The organism is Streptomyces sp. AP-93 (assembly GCF_022808175.1).
Classification (GTDB): Bacteria; Actinomycetota; Actinomycetes; order Streptomycetales; family Streptomycetaceae; genus Streptomyces.
Window position 1 is genome coordinate 26,224 of sequence record NZ_JALGBX010000025.1, and the last position, 16,017, is coordinate 42,240.

Annotated in this window: 17 protein-coding genes; 6 read left to right on the plus strand and 11 right to left on the minus strand. The window is 71.6% G+C overall.

What is annotated here, in order from left to right; all coding sequences use genetic code 11:
* Positions 1-18: 18 nt before the first annotated feature.
* Positions 19-1,302 carry a geranylgeranyl reductase family protein gene (locus MTF69_RS32950; protein WP_243339952.1) on the minus strand — a complete coding sequence of 428 codons (1,284 nt, stop codon included), beginning with the start codon at positions 1,300-1,302 and terminating at the stop codon, positions 19-21.
* A gap of 103 nt (positions 1,303-1,405) precedes the next feature.
* On the opposite strand from MTF69_RS32950, the gene MTF69_RS32955 reads away from it, so the two are divergent.
* Entirely contained in the window at positions 1,406-1,936 is a 531-nt protein-coding gene (locus MTF69_RS32955) for a GNAT family N-acetyltransferase (RefSeq protein ID WP_243339953.1), read from the plus strand.
* A gap of 360 nt (positions 1,937-2,296) precedes the next feature.
* On the opposite strand, the gene MTF69_RS32960 is transcribed toward MTF69_RS32955, so the two are convergent.
* The 7 genes from MTF69_RS32960 to MTF69_RS32990 form a co-directional block, all read right to left on the minus strand.
* Positions 2,297-3,208 carry a glutaminase gene (locus MTF69_RS32960; protein WP_243339955.1) on the minus strand — a complete coding sequence of 304 codons (912 nt, stop codon included), beginning with the start codon at positions 3,206-3,208 and terminating at the stop codon, positions 2,297-2,299.
* Positions 3,209-3,225: 17 nt separating this feature from the next.
* A complete protein-coding gene (locus MTF69_RS32965; RefSeq protein ID WP_243339958.1) occupies positions 3,226-3,918 on the minus strand; it encodes a demethylmenaquinone methyltransferase in 693 nt (230 codons plus the stop codon).
* 168 nt (positions 3,919-4,086) lie between these two features.
* Entirely contained in the window at positions 4,087-4,749 is a 663-nt protein-coding gene (locus tag MTF69_RS32970; protein ID WP_243339960.1) for a hypothetical protein, read from the minus strand.
* 6 nt (positions 4,750-4,755) lie between these two features.
* Complete coding sequence (gene mqnC / locus MTF69_RS32975; protein WP_243339963.1) at positions 4,756-5,955, minus strand: cyclic dehypoxanthinyl futalosine synthase; 1,200 nt, start codon at positions 5,953-5,955, stop codon at positions 4,756-4,758.
* A 153-nt stretch (positions 5,956-6,108) separates the two neighbouring features.
* Positions 6,109-6,918, minus strand: coding sequence for an A24 family peptidase (locus MTF69_RS32980; protein ID WP_243339965.1), 810 nt, complete (start codon positions 6,916-6,918; stop codon positions 6,109-6,111).
* A 267-nt stretch (positions 6,919-7,185) separates the two neighbouring features.
* Positions 7,186-8,016, minus strand: coding sequence for an MBL fold metallo-hydrolase (locus MTF69_RS32985; protein WP_243339967.1), 831 nt, complete (start codon positions 8,014-8,016; stop codon positions 7,186-7,188).
* Between the two features lie 238 nt (positions 8,017-8,254).
* Positions 8,255-9,118 (minus strand): menaquinone biosynthetic enzyme MqnA/MqnD family protein, encoded by an 864-nt coding sequence (locus MTF69_RS32990; protein WP_243339969.1) that lies wholly within the window; start codon positions 9,116-9,118, stop codon positions 8,255-8,257.
* Between the two features lie 237 nt (positions 9,119-9,355).
* On the opposite strand from MTF69_RS32990, the gene MTF69_RS32995 reads away from it, so the two are divergent.
* Positions 9,356-9,559, plus strand: coding sequence for a cold-shock protein (locus tag MTF69_RS32995; protein ID WP_112451444.1), 204 nt, complete (start codon positions 9,356-9,358; stop codon positions 9,557-9,559).
* 94 nt (positions 9,560-9,653) lie between these two features.
* Here MTF69_RS32995 and MTF69_RS33000 read toward each other — a convergent pair whose 3' ends face one another.
* Positions 9,654-10,457 carry an alpha/beta fold hydrolase gene (locus MTF69_RS33000; protein WP_243339971.1) on the minus strand — a complete coding sequence of 268 codons (804 nt, stop codon included), beginning with the start codon at positions 10,455-10,457 and terminating at the stop codon, positions 9,654-9,656.
* Between the two features lie 113 nt (positions 10,458-10,570).
* On the opposite strand from MTF69_RS33000, the gene MTF69_RS33005 reads away from it, so the two are divergent.
* Complete coding sequence (locus tag MTF69_RS33005) at positions 10,571-11,182, plus strand: TetR/AcrR family transcriptional regulator (RefSeq protein ID WP_243339972.1); 612 nt, start codon at positions 10,571-10,573, stop codon at positions 11,180-11,182.
* A gap of 71 nt (positions 11,183-11,253) precedes the next feature.
* Here the strand turns inward: MTF69_RS33005 and MTF69_RS33010 are convergent, their stop codons facing one another.
* Positions 11,254-13,002, minus strand: coding sequence for a hypothetical protein (locus MTF69_RS33010; RefSeq protein WP_243339974.1), 1,749 nt, complete (start codon positions 13,000-13,002; stop codon positions 11,254-11,256).
* A gap of 303 nt (positions 13,003-13,305) precedes the next feature.
* Between MTF69_RS33010 and MTF69_RS33015 the strand changes: the two genes are divergently transcribed.
* On the plus strand, positions 13,306-14,115 hold the full coding sequence (locus MTF69_RS33015) for a thioredoxin domain-containing protein (protein WP_243339975.1): 810 nt from the start codon (positions 13,306-13,308) through the stop codon (positions 14,113-14,115).
* 35 nt (positions 14,116-14,150) lie between these two features.
* On the opposite strand, the gene MTF69_RS33020 is transcribed toward MTF69_RS33015, so the two are convergent.
* Positions 14,151-14,681: a hypothetical protein gene (locus MTF69_RS33020; protein WP_243339977.1), complete on the minus strand. Its 531-nt coding sequence runs from the start codon at positions 14,679-14,681 to the stop codon at positions 14,151-14,153.
* 87 nt (positions 14,682-14,768) lie between these two features.
* On the opposite strand from MTF69_RS33020, the gene MTF69_RS33025 reads away from it, so the two are divergent.
* Both MTF69_RS33025 and MTF69_RS33030 read left to right on the plus strand, forming a co-directional pair.
* Entirely contained in the window at positions 14,769-15,002 is a 234-nt protein-coding gene (locus MTF69_RS33025) for a hypothetical protein (RefSeq protein ID WP_243339980.1), read from the plus strand.
* 139 nt (positions 15,003-15,141) lie between these two features.
* Complete coding sequence (locus MTF69_RS33030; RefSeq protein ID WP_243339982.1) at positions 15,142-15,708, plus strand: hypothetical protein; 567 nt, start codon at positions 15,142-15,144, stop codon at positions 15,706-15,708.
* Positions 15,709-16,017 lie beyond the last annotated feature (309 nt).

Below are 16,017 nucleotides of genomic sequence, written 5' to 3' on the forward strand. Positions count from 1 at the left end.
CGGCCAGGTCTTGAATGATCAGGCCTTGGGGGCGACCTTCGAAAGGCCGTTGATGACGCGGTCCATCGCGTCGCCGCCCGTCGGGTCGGTCAGGTTGGCCAGCATCTTCAGCGTGAACTTCATCAGGACCGGGTGGCTCAGGCCCCGCTGGGCGGCGATCTTCATGATCTTCGGGTTGCCGATGAGCTTCACGAAGGCGCGGCCCAGCGTGTAGTAGCCGCCGTAGGTCTCCTTCAGGACCTTCGGGTAGCTGTGCAGGGTCAGTTCGCGCAGGGCCGGGGTGGCGCGGGAGTGGGCCTGGACGATGACGTCGGCGGCGATCTGGCCCGACTCCATCGCATAGGCGATGCCCTCGCCGTTGAACGGGTTGACGAGGCCGCCCGCGTCACCGACGAGCAGCAGCCCCTTGGTGTAGTGCGGCTGGCGGTTGAAGGCCATGGGCAGGGCCGCGCCGCGGATGGGCTGCGTCATGTTCTCGGGGGTGTAGCCCCAGTCCTCCGGCATCGAGGCGCACCAGGCCTTGAGGACCTCGCGCCAGTCCAGCTCCTTGAAGGCGGAGGAGGAGTTGAGGATGCCCAGGCCGACGTTGGAGGTGCCGTCGCCCATGCCGAAGATCCAGCCGTAGCCGGGCAGCAGCCGGTCCTCGGCCCCGCGCCGGTCCCAGAGCTCCAGCCAGGACTCCAGGTAGTCGTCGTCGTGGCGGGGCGAAGTGAAGTACGTGCGCACGGCCACGCCCATCGGGCGGTCCTCGCGGCGGTGCAGGCCCATGGCGAGGGAGAGCCGCGAGGAGTTGCCGTCGGCCGCCACCACCAGCGGGGCGCTGAAGGTGACCGGGGTCTTCTCCTCGCCGAGCTTCGCCGTCACTCCGGTGATGTGGCCGGTACGGGGGTCACGTACGGGCTCGCCCACGTTGCAGCGCTCGTACAGCCGGGCGCCGGCCTTCTGCGCCTGGCGGGCCAGGGTCTCGTCGAAGTCGTCGCGCTTGCGGACGAGTCCGTAGTCGGGGAACGAGGCAAGCTCGGGCCAGTCCAGCTGGAGCCGCTGGCCGCCGCCGATGATCCGCAGGCCCTTGTTGCGCAGCCAGCCGGCCTCCTCGGAGATGTCGATGCCCATCGACACCAGCTGCTTCGTGGCGCGCGGCGTCAGGCCGTCGCCGCAGACCTTCTCGCGCGGGAACGCCGTCTTCTCCAGGAGCAGGACGTCAAGTCCGGCCTTGGCCAGGTAATAAGCAGTGGTCGAGCCGGCGGGCCCGGCCCCGACGACGATCACGTCCGCGGAGTGCTCGGAGAGGGGCTCGGTCACGGCGGGTCTCCCGAAGGCTCGATAACTCGATAAAGGTGCCCAACGGCACGAGAACACGTGCAGTCTATGCAGCGAGAGAGATCGCGATCCGAAGGGCTGCCCTGTGACCACCTCGCCGACCCGGCCGCTCCCCGTCGTCCAGCTCCGTGTGCCCACGGACGAGGACGCGCACGCCTGGCACCGGGTCTTCCGCGACCCCGACGTCATGGAGTTCCTCGGCGGGCCGGCCGAGCTCTCCTTCTACGAGGAAATCACCGCGCGGCAGCGGATGCACGACGCGCGGCTCGGCTTCTGCCTGTGGACGCTGCTGGACGAGGACGGCGAGGTCATCGGCTTCACCGGGGCGCAGCCGTGGCCGGCGGAGAAGGCGTGGGGGCCGGTGGGTGAGATCGAGATCGGGTGGAGGCTCGGTCGCTCCGCGTGGGGTCAGGGCTATGCGTATGCCGCTGCGCTGGCGACGCTGGAGCGGGTGCGGGGGGCTGGGGTTGCGGATGTGGTGGCGGTGATCGACGATGCGAACGTTCGCTCGATCGCGGTGGCGGAGCGGCTCGGCATGACCCTGGCGGATCACTTCCCGCTGCCCGGTGGCCGCCGCCACGCCCGCCGCTACGCCCTGACCCTCGCCCCGGCCTGACCCCCGCTGCGCGGGGCAGCAACCCTTGCCGCTGCGCGGGGCGAAGTCCCCTACCCGCCCTTCCACCGTTCCCCGGGGCTGCGCCCCGGACCCCCTGGGGCTCTGCCCAGACCCCGCGCCTCAAACGCCGGCGAGGCTGAATTTTGCCGCGCAGCGGCGAATCCAGCCCGTCCGGCGTTTGAGGACCGGGTCCGGGCAGAGCCCGGGGAACGGGCGAAGGGCGGGTAGGGGACTTCGCCCCGCAGGGCCGAACCAGCCGCACCCGCCTACCTGCCCCGCGCCGGGACGGCGGTGGCGAGCACCCCGACCGGCCACCGCTGGACGGAGTCCGGCGCAGCGGTGCGAGCGGCGCGTCAAGAGTCAGAAAACGCTCAGGCCCGTCAGGGTCGTGAAGCGGTCCAGGGCGGCCACCGCGGCGACCGAGTTGCCCTGGGAGTCGAGCCCGGGACTCCACGCGGCCAGCGTGCACGCGCCGGGGACGACCGCCACGATGCCGCCGCCCACACCGCTCTTGCCGGGCAGGCCCACCCGGTAGGCGAACTCCCCGGCCGCGTCGTACGTCCCACACGTCAGCATCACCGCGTTGACCTGCTTCGCCTCACTGCGCGTGAGGAGGCGGGAGCCGTCCGCGCGCAGGCCGTGCCGGGCCAGGAAGCGGCCGGCGCGGGCCAGGTCGGCGCAGCTCATCTCGATGGAGCACTGCCAGAAGTAGTGCTCCAGCAGCATCGGCACCGGGTTGTCGATGTTCCCGTAGGCGGCCATGAAGTGGGCCAGGGCCGCGTTGCGGTCACCGTGCTCCTGTTCGGAGGCGGCGACCTCCGCGTCGAAGGCGACCTCCGGGTTCTGGCTCTCCTCCCGGAGGAAGCGCAGGAGTTCGCTGCTGGCGTCGCCCGTCAGGGTCTGGAGCCGGTCGGTGACGACGAGCGCGCCCGCGTTGATGAAGGGGTTGCGCGGGATGCCGTTCTCGTACTCCAGCTGCACGAGGGAGTTGAACGGGTTGCCGGAGGGTTCCCGGCCCACCCGCTCCCACAGGCTGTCGCCGCCCTCGGCGAGCGCGAGGGCCAGCGCGAAGACCTTGGTGATGGACTGCGTGGAGAACGGCGTCCGCCAGTCCCCCACCCCGAACACGTTGCCGTCGAGGTCGGCGATGGCCATCCCGAACTGCCGGGGGTCCACGGACGCCAGCGCCGGAATGTACTCGGCGGTGGTGCCGCTGCCGATCAGCGGGGCGATGTCGGTGGCGACCTGCTCCAGCAGTGCCTGGTAGTCCATCGGCGGGCTCCCGGGTCCTAGTGCTTGACGCCGCGGTGCAGGGCCACGATGCCGCCGCTGAGGTTGCGCCAGGCCACCTTGGACCAGCCGGCCTTCTGCAGCAGCGCGGCCAGCGCCGGCTGGTCGGGCCAGGCGCGGATGGAGTCGGCGAGGTAGACGTACGCGTCGGGGTTGGAGGAGACCGCGCGGGCGACCGGCGGCATCGCGCGCATCAGGTACTCGGTGTACACGGTCCGGAAGGGTGCCCAGGTGGGCTGCGAGAACTCGCAGATCACGACCTGGCCGCCGGGCTTCGTCACCCGGTACAGCTCGCGCAGGGCCGCGTCGGTGTCCTGGACGTTGCGCAGGCCGAAGGAGATGGTGACGGAGTCGAAGGAGCCGTCCTTGAACGGCAGCTTCGTCGCGTCGCCCGCCGTCAGCGGGAGCCAGGGGTTGCGCTTCTTGCCCTCGCGGAGCATGCCGAGGGAGAAGTCGCAGGGCACGACGTACGCGCCGGCCGCGGCGAAGGGCAGCGAGGACGTGGCCGTGCCGGCGGCCAGGTCGAGGACGAGCTGCCCGGGGCGCGCGCCGACCGCCTTGGCGACCTCCTTGCGCCACAGGCGGGCCTGCCCGAGGGAGAGGACGTCGTTGGTGAGGTCGTAGTTCGCCGCCACGCCGTCGAACATGGAGGCGACTTCGTGCGGCTGCTTGTCCAGGGAAGCGGTGGTCACTGGCGTGGGCCCCTCGGGTGCGGTGCGAATGGTTCGGCGAACGGTTCGGCAGGGTCCTGCGGACCGCCCCGCCATTCTCGCAGGCCCCCCGGGCACCGCACCCGGCCGCCCGTACGGTGCCTGCGGCGCGGCGCGGCGGGGACGGCTACGTTGCTCGGCCCCGGTGGCTCAGCGTCGGCGGTGGAGGAGCCTGCCGCCGATGACCGTGGCCACACAGCTCGTCGGGCCCTCCACCAGCAGCTCCACCGGACCGGCCACCGCGAACACGGCGAACCGCGCCGGGGCGCCCGGCTCCAGGACCCCGTGGAAGGCCTCCTCGGCCGCGGTCCGGCCGGCGAGCGGATCCAGGGAGGCCGGGCCCTCGTAGGGGGCGGGCGGGACGACGGTGAGGCCGGAGCGGACCACGGCCGTCCGCACGGCCGGGCTGGTGAAGCGGCCGGCCACCGCGACCACCCCGCGGGCGAGCAGCTTCTGCGTACCGCGCCGCGCGCTGTTGCCCCAGCGCGGCTCCGTCATCTTCAGGTCGGCCAACGCCTCGGCGCCGCTGATCGGTTCGGCCCCGAGCTCGGTGATCTCGTACGGGTCGTCCGGGTAGTACGTGCGCTCCAGCAGCTCGTCACCGCCGCGCACCAGCAGCCCCGGGGTCAGCACCCCGGGCCAGCTGCGGGCGCGCGCGTGCGGATAGGCCGCGGCGAGCTCCTCGTACGGGCCCACCCGGGCGATGCGGTCGCCCTCGACCAGGACCGCGCCGCCGGGCAGCGGCGCGGGTCCCGGTCCGGGTGCGGTGGTGGCTCCCGTAACGAGGAGTCCGGCGGTGTGGATCGTCAGCACGGGCGCTCAGTTCGAGGAGATGAGCTTCAGCTCGGGGTGGGCCGTACCGCCCTCGATGGCGGTGGAGGAGATGTGCGAGACCACGCGGTCGTCGACCGGGTCGTTCGCCGGGTCCTCGTGCACGAGGAGGTGCTCGTACGTCGTGGCGCGCTGCGCCGGGACGCGGCCCGCCTTGCGGATGAGGTCGATGATCTCCATGCGGTTGGAGCGGTGCTTGGCACCGGCCGAGGAGACGACGTTCTCCTCCAGCATGATCGAACCGAGGTCGTCGGCGCCGTAATGCAGGGAGAGCTGGCCCGCCTCCTTGCCGACGGTGAGCCAGGAGCCCTGGATGTGGGCGATGTTGTCGAGGAAGAGCCGCGCGATGGCGATCATGCGCAGGTACTCGAAGACGGTCGCCTGGGTCCGGCCCTTGAGGTGGTTGTTCTCGGGCTGGTAGGTGTACGGGATGAAGGCGCGGAAGCCGCCCGTGCGGTCCTGCGTGTCCCGGATCATCGAGATGTGCTCGATGCGCTCGGCGTTGGTCTCGCCGGTGCCCATCAGCATGGTGGAGGTGGACTCCACGCCCAGCTTGTGGGCGATCTCCATGATCTCCAGCCAGCGTTCGCCGGACTCCTTGAGCGGCGCGATCGCCTTGCGCGGCCGCTCCGGGAGCAGTTCGGCGCCGGCGCCCGCGAAGGAGTCGAGGCCGGCGGCGTGGATGCGCCGGATCGCTTCCTCGGCCGACACCTTGGAGATCCGGGCCATGTGCTCGACCTCGGACGCACCGAGGGAGTGGATGACCAGCTGCGGGTAGGCCTGCTTGATGGCGGCGAAGTGGTGCTCGTAGTACTCGACGCCGTAGTCCGGGTGGTGGCCGCCCTGGAACATGATCTGCGTGCCGCCCAGCTCGACGGTCTCCGCGCAGCGGCGCAGGATGTCCTCGAGGTCGCGGGACCAGCCCTTCTTCGCGTCCTTGGGGGCCGCGTAGAAGGCACAGAACTTGCACGCCGTGACGCACACGTTGGTGTAGTTGATGTTGCGCTCGATGATGTACGTCGCGATGTGCTCGGTACCGGCGTAGCGCAGCCGGCGGGCCGCGTCGGCGGCCTGGCCGAGGGCGTGCAGGGGCGCGTGCCGGTAGAGGTCGAGCGCCTCTTCCTTGGTGATCCGGCCCCCAGCGGCGGCTCGGTCGAGGACTGACTGGAGAGCGGCCTGGTCGGTCACCGGTGCGTCACCTTTCGGCTGTGTCGTTCGGCTGTGTCGTTCGGCTGGCGCCCGGCTGCGGTCAAGATTCCGGACCGATCCAGCCTACGCCAGCCGCCCCATCCACCGTCCTGCCCCCTGCCGGGCGGACGGGGTCCCTGCTCGGAGGGGCACTCAGAGGCCCGCCGCGGCGCCGAGGCCGAGGCCCGCCCAGACCACGCCCACGAGGGCGCCGCCCGCCATGAACGGGCCGAAGGGGATCGGGCTGCTGCGGTCCGCCCGGCGCAGGGCGATCAGGGTGAGGCCGTGCGCGGCGCCCCCGAGGAACGCGGCGAAGGTGCCGGCGAACAGCACGGGCCACCCGTACCAGCCGAGCACCTGCCCCACGACGAGCGCGAGTTTGACGTCGCCGAAGCCCATGCCGCGCGGGTTGATGACGTAGAGGAGGAGGTAGACGCCGCCGAGGACGAGCCCGCCGAGCAGTGCGCGCGTCCAGGAGCCGTCGGCTCCCCCGGCCAGGGCGGCCACCCCGAGGGCCACGGCGGTCCCGGCGGCCAGCGGGAGGGTCAGTACGTCGGGCAGCCGGTGGACGGCCCGGTCCACGAGGCAGAGCAGCACGGTGAAGGGCGCCAGCAGCAGCCAGACGGCCAGCTCGGGCCGCGCGCCCACCCCGGCTCCGAGCGCGAGGCACACCAACGTGCTGGCCAGCACCGCTCCCCCGACGGGCGCGTACCCGCCACCACTCCCCCCGCGGCGGCGGCCGACGGCGGGTCCCGGTCCCCGTCCGGGTCCGGACTGGCACCGGGGGCAGACCGCGCGGCCCAGCCAGCCGCGGGCCGGGCCCGTCAGCGGATGCCCCGCCGGGCAGGCCGAGCGCCAGGGCAGGCCCGCCTCGACCGCGAGGCGGTAGACGGCACGGGGCAGCAGGAGGCCTGCCAGCGCGCCCCAGAGCATGACCCCGGCCACGAACCCCGCAATACCCATGCCAGCTCTCGCCCCCGCCCCGCCGCATCTTGGCGATGGACGGTAGCAGGGGGTGGTTGTCCCCTACCCGCCCTTCCACCGTTCCCCGGGGCTCCGCCCCAGACCCCGCGCCTCAAACGCCGGCGGGGCTGGATTTATCCAGCCCCGCCGGCGTTTGAGGCGATCTTTCAGCCTGTCCGGCGTTTGAGGACCGGGTCCGGGCCGAGCCCGGGGAACGGGCGAAGGGCGGGTAGGGGACGGCCCCGCAGGGCATGCCCACGCCCAGGCTCAGGCCGCCGCAGCCGCCGTCGGGGCGGGCGGTTCGAAGCCGGCGAGCATCTGTTCCAGGGCCTGCTGGTCCGGGCCCACGAAGGGGGCGAGGCCCGGGGCGAGGCCCACCGTGTCGAGCATCCGGGTGATGAGCCCGACCCCGGCGGCCGGCGGCAGGTGCGTGGAGAGCACGAGCTCGGGGTCCATCTCCCTGAGCGGCTGGACCGTGGCGAGGAACTTCTCCCGGTCGGCGACGGACGCCCAGGGGCTGTCCACCGAAGCCCAGAAGAGCTGGCCGGCCCGCAGGTCCTCGGGCCCGACCGACCCGGCGTCGCCGCCGGCCGCGAGGTCGCCGTCCGGGAGGGGAGCGCCGAAGCAGTCGGAGCTGAAGCAGGCCCGGGACCGGTCGTCGTAGAAGCCCACGGTCGCGGGGTTGTCGTAGAGGGGCGGCCGGAAGGCGGTGAGGGAGCGGTCGCCCACGTCGAGCCGCTGGCCGGGGTTGAGGAAGTAGACCCGGTCCATCGGCAGCGGGCGCTCCGTGGTCATCTCGCCCGCGCCGAGGAACGTGGTCACCACGCGGGCCTCGGGGGCGGCCTCCAGCAGGGCGAAGATCCCGCCGGTGTGGTCCCGGTCCGGGTGCGTCAGCCAGATCCACCGCACGTCGGCGGGGTCGATGGCCTCGGAGAGGGTCGTCAGGAAGTCCCGGTCGGGCAGGCCGAGGCCGGTGTCGACGACCACGGGCTCCCGGGCCTGCAGGAGGAAGGCATTGACCGGGACGAAACCGAGGCCGGGAACTTCGAGGGCGTCCCCGAGGACCGTGATGTCCCGGCCGACTGAGCGTGTGGTCATGGCGCAGCTCCGATGGCCCCCTTCAGTGAGCGCGCTCGCGACCGCCCGGGCTCCCCCTGCCCCCTCCATCGTGTCCCCGGGCGTCCCCGCACGCACGCCGCACGCACGGCCTCGCCCCCGCCCTCACGCCCGCCCGCGCGGGGACGGTGAAAGGAGAACGCATTCCCGGTGAACGGCGGGTATTCACCTTTCCGCACCATTCCGCTCTGCGGAAAGGCGAATACCCGCATAAGCCGCACTAATGACCCGGCACGCCCACCGGCAGGAGCTCCACGTTCACATCGGGCGCATAGCCCGTCGTGAGTCCGGTCCGCCGCGCGAATTCACGTACGCCGGCCAGTTGGTCGGGGCCGAAGCGGAAGTCGAGCGTCGTGAAGTAGCGCTCCAGGAGTTCCGCGTCGAAGGCCTCCCAGCGGGCCGCCTGCTCGGCCACCTTGCCTACCTCCTCCAGGGAGACGTCCCGGGAGGCGAGGAAGGCCTCGTGGACCTTTCGCACGACCTCCGGCTCACGCTCCAGGTACTCCTTGCGGGCGGCCCAGACGGCGAAGACGAACGGAAGTCCGGTCCACTCCTTCCACATCGCCCCCAGGTCGTGGACGGTGAGCCCGAGCCGGGGCGCGTCGTGCAGCGAGGCCCGCAGCGCGGCGTCGCCGATCAGCACCGCCGCGTCCGCCTCCTGCATCATCAGGCCCAGGTCGGGCGGGCAGGTGTAGTAGTCGGGCCGTACGTCGTACTTCTCCGCGAGCAGCAGCTGTGCCAGGCGTACGGACGTTCTCGAGGTGGATCCCAGAGCGACGCGGGCGCCGTCCAGCTGGTCCAGGGGGACCTGCGAGACGATCACGCAGGACATGACGGGGCCGTCGCAGCCGACCGCGAGGTCGGGGAAGGCGACGAGCTCGTCCGCGTTGCGCAGGAACTCCACGAGGGTGATGGGACCGATGTCCAAGCCGCCCTGGACGAGGCTCGCACTGAGCTTCTCCGGGGTGTCCTTGGTCAGCTCCAGGTCCAGCAGCGTGCCGGTTCTGGCCAGCCCCCAGTAGAGGGGCAGGCAGTTCAGGAACTGAATGTGGCCGACACGGGGCCGGCTGCGATAGGCGTCCACATCGCGAGACTAGCCCCCGCGTCTCCGTCAGCCGTCTGGCGGGTCTCAAACGTCCGAGTGACGTGATCTTTCCCTCTGGTCTCGGCCGGGAGGTGCGTGCTAGGCTCGACGCAAGTTGCAGTTTGGTTTCCCTTGCAGTACGAGGCCTGCGGAGAATGTGACCCGCAGGCTTTTGTAGTTTTCAGACTTCTTAGCAGGTTCTGGAGCAGGGCGACCCTTTGGCCCATAGGAGGGCTCATGGCTACCGGAACCGTCAAGTGGTTCAACGCTGAAAAGGGCTTCGGCTTCATCGCCCAGGACGGCGGCGGCCCGGATGTCTTCGTCCACTACTCCGCGATCAACGCCGCCGGCTTCCGCTCCCTTGAGGAGAACCAGCTGGTGAACTTCGACGTCACCCAGGGTCCGAAGGGCCCGCAGGCGGAGAACGTCACCCCGGCCTAGTCGCCTGGGCCAACCAATCGCGGTTGGATATGCAGTACCCAAGGAGCCCTGTCTTCTCTGCGCAAGCAGAGTCGACGGGGCTCCTGCCTTTTGCTCACGCCTGCTGCCCGGCGGTGAAGAAGGCGGTCAGGACGGGGGCGAGGGCCTCCGGGGCGATGCCGTGCTCCTGGCCGGGGAAGACGTGCAGGGAGAAGTTGTCGGCCAGCGCGGCGAGCTCCCGCGCGCCGCTCAGCATCTGCGGGGCGCCCGCGTCGCCGGAGCCGACGAGGACGGGCACGGTCACGGACTGCCAGCGGTCGGCGGGCAGCGGCCGGCCGGACATCGTGTCGCCCATGACCTGTCCGTCGTAGGGCAGGGTGCGGGCGGTGGCCTCCATGCCGGCCCAGAAGGGGGCCTGGCGCATTCCGGCGACGGCCTCGGCGGGCATGCCGATGGCCGCGGTCATGAAGTAGGCCACGGCATCGCCGTACGCCTGCTGTTCCACGAGCTCCGTCAGGTGGGCGACGTAGTCGGCGGGCAGCGGCGGGCGGCTGTCGTCGGTGATGAAGGGCGGCTCGTAGACGGCCAGCCGGGAGACGGCGCTGCCCCGGGCCACGGCCTCCAGGGCCAGCACGGCGCCGGAGGACATCCCGAACACCATGGCCTCGCCGCCCGCCAACTCGATCAGCGCGTCCAGGTCCTCGACCTCGCGCTGCACCTCGTACGCCGCGCCGTCCCCGCTGTCGCCGCGGCCACGGCGGTCGTAGGTGATCACGGTGCAGTGCCCGGCCAGCAGGCCGGCGAGTTCGGCGGAAGCACCGCGGGTCATGAAGGCGCCGCCGACGAGCACCACCGCGGGGCCCGATCCCTGCTGTTCGTAGGCGATGGCCGTGCCGTCTGCGGAGAGCACCTTGTCCATGGGAAGCCACTCCAGATGTTGGTTCGGAACTAGACCGTACAGTACCCACACGGGTACTGGTCAGTCCAGTACTGTTCTGGAAGAGGGACGAGACGGATGGAGAGGTGTCGGTGATGGACAGCCGTTCAGCACGCAAGCACGAGGCGATCCTGGAGGCCGCGACCAGCGTTTTCCTGGACAAGGGGTACTCGGGGACGAGCATGGACGACATCGCGAAGCTGGCCGCGGTGTCCAAGCAGACCGTCTACAAGCACTTCGCGGACAAGGAGAAGCTGTTCGCCGAGATCGTGCTGGCCACCACCGACCGGCTCGACACCACGATCGACCTGCTGGCCGACATCCCGACCGACGCCGCCAACCTGGAAGAGAACCTGACGCAGCTCGCCCGTCGGCTCCTGAGCACCCTCACGCATCCCCGGGTCATCCAGCTTCGGCGCCTGATCATCGCCAACGCCGACGTCTTCCCCGACCTGGGCACCGAGTGGTACGAGCGGGGCTTCGAACGGGGGCTCGCCACGCTGGCGGCGACCTTCCGGCGCCTCGCCGACCAGGGGCTGCTCCGCATCGACGACGCCGCCCTGGCCGCGAACCACTTCTCCGGCCTGCTGCTGTGGATCCCGGTGAACAAGGCCATGTTCACCGGCCGGTCCCAGTACACCGAAGCCGACGTCGACCGCCACGCCGCCGCCGGCACCCGCGTCTTCCTCGCCGCCTACTCCCGCTGACGGGACGCACTCGTCGCCGCCGGCAGGCCTTCCGGGACCGGCCCCTGCGGTACTAGCTCTTCCGGGCCGGACTAGCTCTTCCGGGCCGGCTGCTCCGTCGCCGGCTCCTCGGTCGTCGGCTGCTCCGTCGCGGGGGGCTCGGTGACCGGGGGCTCGGTGACCGGCGGCTCCGTGACGGTGATCTCCAGGAAGAGGACCGCCTGGTCCGAGATCCGCACGCGGAGCGTGTACGTGCCCGCGGCGACACCGGTGGTGGACAGCTCCGGCAGGGCGGTCTTGCCGTCCGCCCCGGTCGCCGGGAGCGCCAGCTCCGTCAGCTTGTTGCCGTCCTTGTCCAGGAAGTACGGGGTCTCCCCCGCCTTGGCCGGGTCCGCGGGGACCCACTTCCCGTCCGCGTCCTTGGTGCCGAGCCCGGCCGTGGCCTTGGCCCCGGCGACCGGCTTGTCCTTCGCCGTCGCCAGGAACTGCACGCCCTTGATCCCGGTCCCGGCTTCCGCGGTGAGCGGCTTGCCGGCGTTCGCGTCGCTGCGGACCAGCTGGTCCGCCTCCGGGACGGGTACCGGCTTGGCCGGGGTGACCTTGCCGCCGATCTTCACGGAGACCTCGGACGCGACGTAGCCCGAGGCCCGCAGGGTGAACTCGCCCGCCTTGCGGCCCGCCTTCAGCTTCGGAACCCTGACCAGGCCCTTGGCGTCGGTGCGCAGGACCGCGAATTCCTTGCCGTCGGCCGCGAAGACGGTGTGGCCGGTGGTGTCGTCGTCGATCGCGAACACGATCACCTGGTCGACGGCGGGCATGCCGTCGGTCAGCACCGCCTTGATGAGCGGGGTGCGCGCGAACTCGGTCCCGGCCTCGGCCGTGAGCGCCTTCGTGCCGATCCGGACCAGCTTGTCCAGGGTCGGCTTCGGGGCCGGCGGCGTGGGCGGCGGAGTCGGCGGAGTCGGGGTGGGAGTCGGCGTCGGGGGCGGGGTCGGCACGGGTGCCGGCGGGGCCGGCGGCGTGGGCAGCTGCGGCGGGTTCGGCGTCGGGTAGTTGCCGGGCGGCGGGTTCGGCACCGGGGTCGCGCCCTGGCCTGCCTGGTACTGGCGCATGTAGCCGAGCACCGTGTTCACGTACGCGCGCGACCTGTTGTAGCTGAGGACCGCCTCGTCGAGATGGCCCGCGTTGGTGAGGTTGCGCTGGCCCGCGCAGAGGTAGAGGCCGGCACCCAGCGCGGCGTCGTAGATGTTGTTCGGGTCGCGCTTGCTGTCGGCGTTGCCGTCGGCGCCCCAGGTCTTCCAGGTGCTGGGGATGAACTGCATCGGGCCGACCGCGCGGTCGTACTCGGGGTCCGCGTCCCACTCGCCCTTGTCGGTGTCCCTGATCTCGGCGAAGCCGTTGCCGTCCAGGCGCGGCCCGCGGATCGGCTTCTCGGTGTACCCGTCCGCCTTGAGCCCGTAGCCGGAGGCGTGTACGGACTCCACCCGGCCTATGCCCGCGAGCAGTTCCCAGGGTAGGTGACAGCCGGGGAGCGCGGCGGCCACCGAGATCCCGGCACGCTTGTAGGCGTCGAGGGCGGTCGCGGGTATGCCGGCGGTGGCCCCGCCCGGGCTGGCGGCGCCGGGGGGCGCGGGCGGCGGGTCGGCGACCAGGTCCGGGAGTTCCAGCCGGGCGTCACCGCGATCGGTGGCCTGGGGGCTGTCGGGGGTCGGCTCGGCTTCCCCCGCGCCCGCGATCGGCGTGTTGGTCACGACCGCGGCCGTGGTCAGGCTGGCCGCGAGGGCGGCCGTGCACATGACCTTGCGCGAGGTGTTGACGAGGTGACGGTGAAGTGGCTTCACAGTGCGGCGATCCCCCCAGAGCGGCGGCCGGTCCTGGCCACCGTAAAACGTAAAAAAGTCACATAACGCTCCGCACGCCCCGAACGTCTTCGCGCGGACGGCCGATCGGGCCGTTGAGGTTAACTGTCTATCAGTTCTTCGCACGCGACTCACCGCCGCCCCAGGAGATGTGTCCCACCATTCGCCCGCCCTTCACAGGACCTTTCACAGACCTGGCCCGGAAACGGACAAAGGACTTAGGTCCCTGCCCGATTCGCACCAATGGCACCTACTTGAGCGCTCTACGATCTCTAGCCTTGGGGAATGGCAACCAGCAAGAAGGACCAGCGGCGCGAGGCCCGGATGCGGATGCACGAGGAGCGCGAGGCCCGGGCCCGGCGCGAGAAGCTGCGCGGGCGCGTGCTGATCGGCGGCGCGCTGGTCGCCGTACTGGCCCTCGCGGTCGGCGTCGGGATGTACGCGGCGAACTCCTCGGGCTCGGGCGGCTCCGCCGACGAGGGGGCCGGCAAGCCCTTCGTCCAGCCGGCCAACACCACCGGCAAGGACGGGATCGTGATCCCGTACGGCAAGGCCGACGCCAAGAACGTCCTCTCCGTCTGGCTCGACCCGCGCTGCCCCTACTGCGCGGGCGTCGAGATCGGCCTCGGCAAGACCATCAAGGAGCAGGCGGACGCGGGCACGTACCGCGTCGAGTACCACTTCGCCACCTTCCTGGACAAGGCGCTGGGCGGCGGCAAGGGCTCCAAGCGGGCGGTCAACGCGCTGGGCGCGGCGGTCAACGAGAGCCCGGAGAAGTTCATGGAGTACCTGCAGGTGCTCTACAGGAACCACCCGGAGAAGGAATCGGACGACAAGTTCGGCTCCACTGCCACCCTGCTGGAGCTCGCCGACCAGGTCCCGGGACTGCGGACGCCCGCCTTCAACCAGGCCGTCAAGGAACTCACCTACATGCCGTGGGTCGAGAAGGTCGGCCAGGCCTTCTACGACCAGAACCTGCAGGGCACCCCGGACGTCTCCATCAACGGCAAGAAGCTCACGGTGAACTCGGGCCAGGGCATCGACTCGATCACCCCGGACGCCTTCAAGAAGCTGATCAGCGACAACCTGAAGTAGCCGGGCGGTCAGGCGGGTCAGGCAGGTCAGGCAGGTCAGGCCGACTCCGCCGCCTCGGCCGCCGCCTTGGCCGCCGCCTTGGTCTTCTCGTCGAGCTGGTCCCCGTACCCGCCGGCCGTCCAGACGTGGTGGCGGAACCGCTCCGGCGTCGCCACGCCCTGCCACGGACCGCCCGAGGGGAAGAACACCCCTTCGCACGGGGAGCAGTACCGGGCGCCCCCGGCGGCCTCGACCGCCCGTGCGGCGCCGGCCTCCACCCGCCGCTTGTCCCTGCCCTCGCTGCGGATGACGGCGATCGTCCCCACCATGACGAGCAGCGCGGCGACGATCCCCACCGGCACCAGCCACGGCCGGCCCCGGTCGTCGGCGTAGTACGCACCCGCGCCGGCGGCCAGCCCGGCGATCACGGCGCCCTCGATGAAGTTCATGCATCCGTCGCCGGTCTTGTTCGGCGCCAGAGCGAGCCGGATCAGGTCCTTGCCCCGTTGCACGTCGGCGACCGGGACGTTCTCCCCGGTGCCGCAGCCGGGGCACACCACCGGACCGTTCGCTTCCCCGTTTGTCATGGGCTCCATGATGACCGTCCCCCGTCCGCCCCCGCCATCGGCTACGACTTGGGCGAAAGGGGCCGTGCGCGGGTACAGCTGGAGCGCTTGGACCGGAGCGCGGCCGAACTCGTGGCCGGGGGTGGGTCGGAGCAGGGGCAGGCTCTCCAGGCGACGGTGTGGCGGACCCGTATCGAAGACCTCCTCGAAGGCCTGGACGACGACGCGGAGCGGGAGCAGGCGGCCACCGAGCTGCGCGCCCTCCTGGAGTACACCGCGGCGGCCGGCGGGGGGTCTCGGCCGGAACCGGCGGCGTGGCCGCCGGGCGGGACGTCCGCGTGACGGCCGAGGGCGGATCGATCGCCGCGGCCGTTCTGCACGGAGGCGCACGCATCGGCCCCCCTCCGGTGCCGGATCCGTCCCAGGGCTGACCGGACCGGCGTTCCCAAGCCTTCCCGCCACCGCACCACCGGCCGGTGGCGTGCTCGTCCACGCCGGGCAGGGCAGCCTGGCGGCGCACCACATCGGCCAGGTCACCTACCAGGCCGCTGCGCGGCGTGCCGTCTCCTGGCCGCACCAGGTCGGGGTGATCCCCCGCCGGGCCGGTTCGTTCCAGCACCGGGCCGAGGTGCAGCGGCTGCGGTCCGCCGTGGAGGGCGGGGGCACTGCGGTGCTCTGCCAAGTCCTGGCAGGGATGGGCGGGGTCGGCAAGACCCAGCTCGCGGCCGACCGCGCCCGCCAACTGGCCGACCTTCTTCCCGAGCCCAACTACCTTCCCGACGACCAGCCGACCACCGCGGCCGCCGCCTGGCTCCTGTCCCTGGATCGCGCGAACGAGCTCCGCCCGGCCGGACCGGCCCTCCCCATGCTCCGGCTCGCGGCGATGCTCGACCCGAACGGCATCCCGGACCGGGTCCTGACCAGCGACCCGGTCCGGACGTACCTCGCAGCCCACCGAGCTTTCCAGCAAGGCGGCAGCCCTCCGCCGAGGCCCCTGCGGTCACCGAGGAGGAGGCGACCGGCGCTCTGCGGGCCCTGCACCGCCTGAGCCTGATCGACCACGCCCCCGCCGAAGCCCACCAGGCCGTACGTGTCCACCAGATCGTCCAGCGGACCGTTCTCGACCCCCTCCACCCCGACCACCGCGACCTGCTCGCGCGCTTTGCAGCCCACGCCCTGACCGCCGTCTGGCCCGACCCCGAGCGCGACACCGGCCTGGCCAGTGCATTGCGCGCCAACACCACCGCCCTGATCGCCCGCGCCGAAGGCGCCCTGTACCGAGCGGCGAACCAGGTGGCAAGTGACCCGCCGGTAGCCTTCGGATCGAAGGTCGGCAATCGGGATGGAAGCCAGAAAC

Excerpts from the sequence above, each read along its gene's own strand:
- MTF69_RS32960 (WP_243339955.1), bottom strand. The coding sequence starts at position 3,208 with ATGGACTACCAGGCACTGCTGGAGCAGGTCGCCACCGACATCGCCCCG.
- MTF69_RS32980 (WP_243339965.1), bottom strand. The coding sequence starts at position 6,918 with ATGGGTATTGCGGGGTTCGTGGCCGGGGTCATGCTCTGGGGCGCGCTG.
- MTF69_RS32985 (WP_243339967.1), bottom strand. The coding sequence starts at position 8,016 with ATGACCACACGCTCAGTCGGCCGGGACATCACGGTCCTCGGGGACGCC.
- MTF69_RS32995 (WP_112451444.1), top strand. The coding sequence starts at position 9,356 with ATGGCTACCGGAACCGTCAAGTGGTTCAACGCTGAAAAGGGCTTCGGC.
- MTF69_RS33000 (WP_243339971.1), bottom strand. The coding sequence starts at position 10,457 with ATGGACAAGGTGCTCTCCGCAGACGGCACGGCCATCGCCTACGAACAG.
- MTF69_RS33005 (WP_243339972.1), top strand. The coding sequence starts at position 10,571 with ATGGACAGCCGTTCAGCACGCAAGCACGAGGCGATCCTGGAGGCCGCG.
- MTF69_RS33015 (WP_243339975.1), top strand. The coding sequence starts at position 13,306 with ATGGCAACCAGCAAGAAGGACCAGCGGCGCGAGGCCCGGATGCGGATG.
- MTF69_RS33020 (WP_243339977.1), bottom strand. The coding sequence starts at position 14,681 with ATGACAAACGGGGAAGCGAACGGTCCGGTGGTGTGCCCCGGCTGCGGC.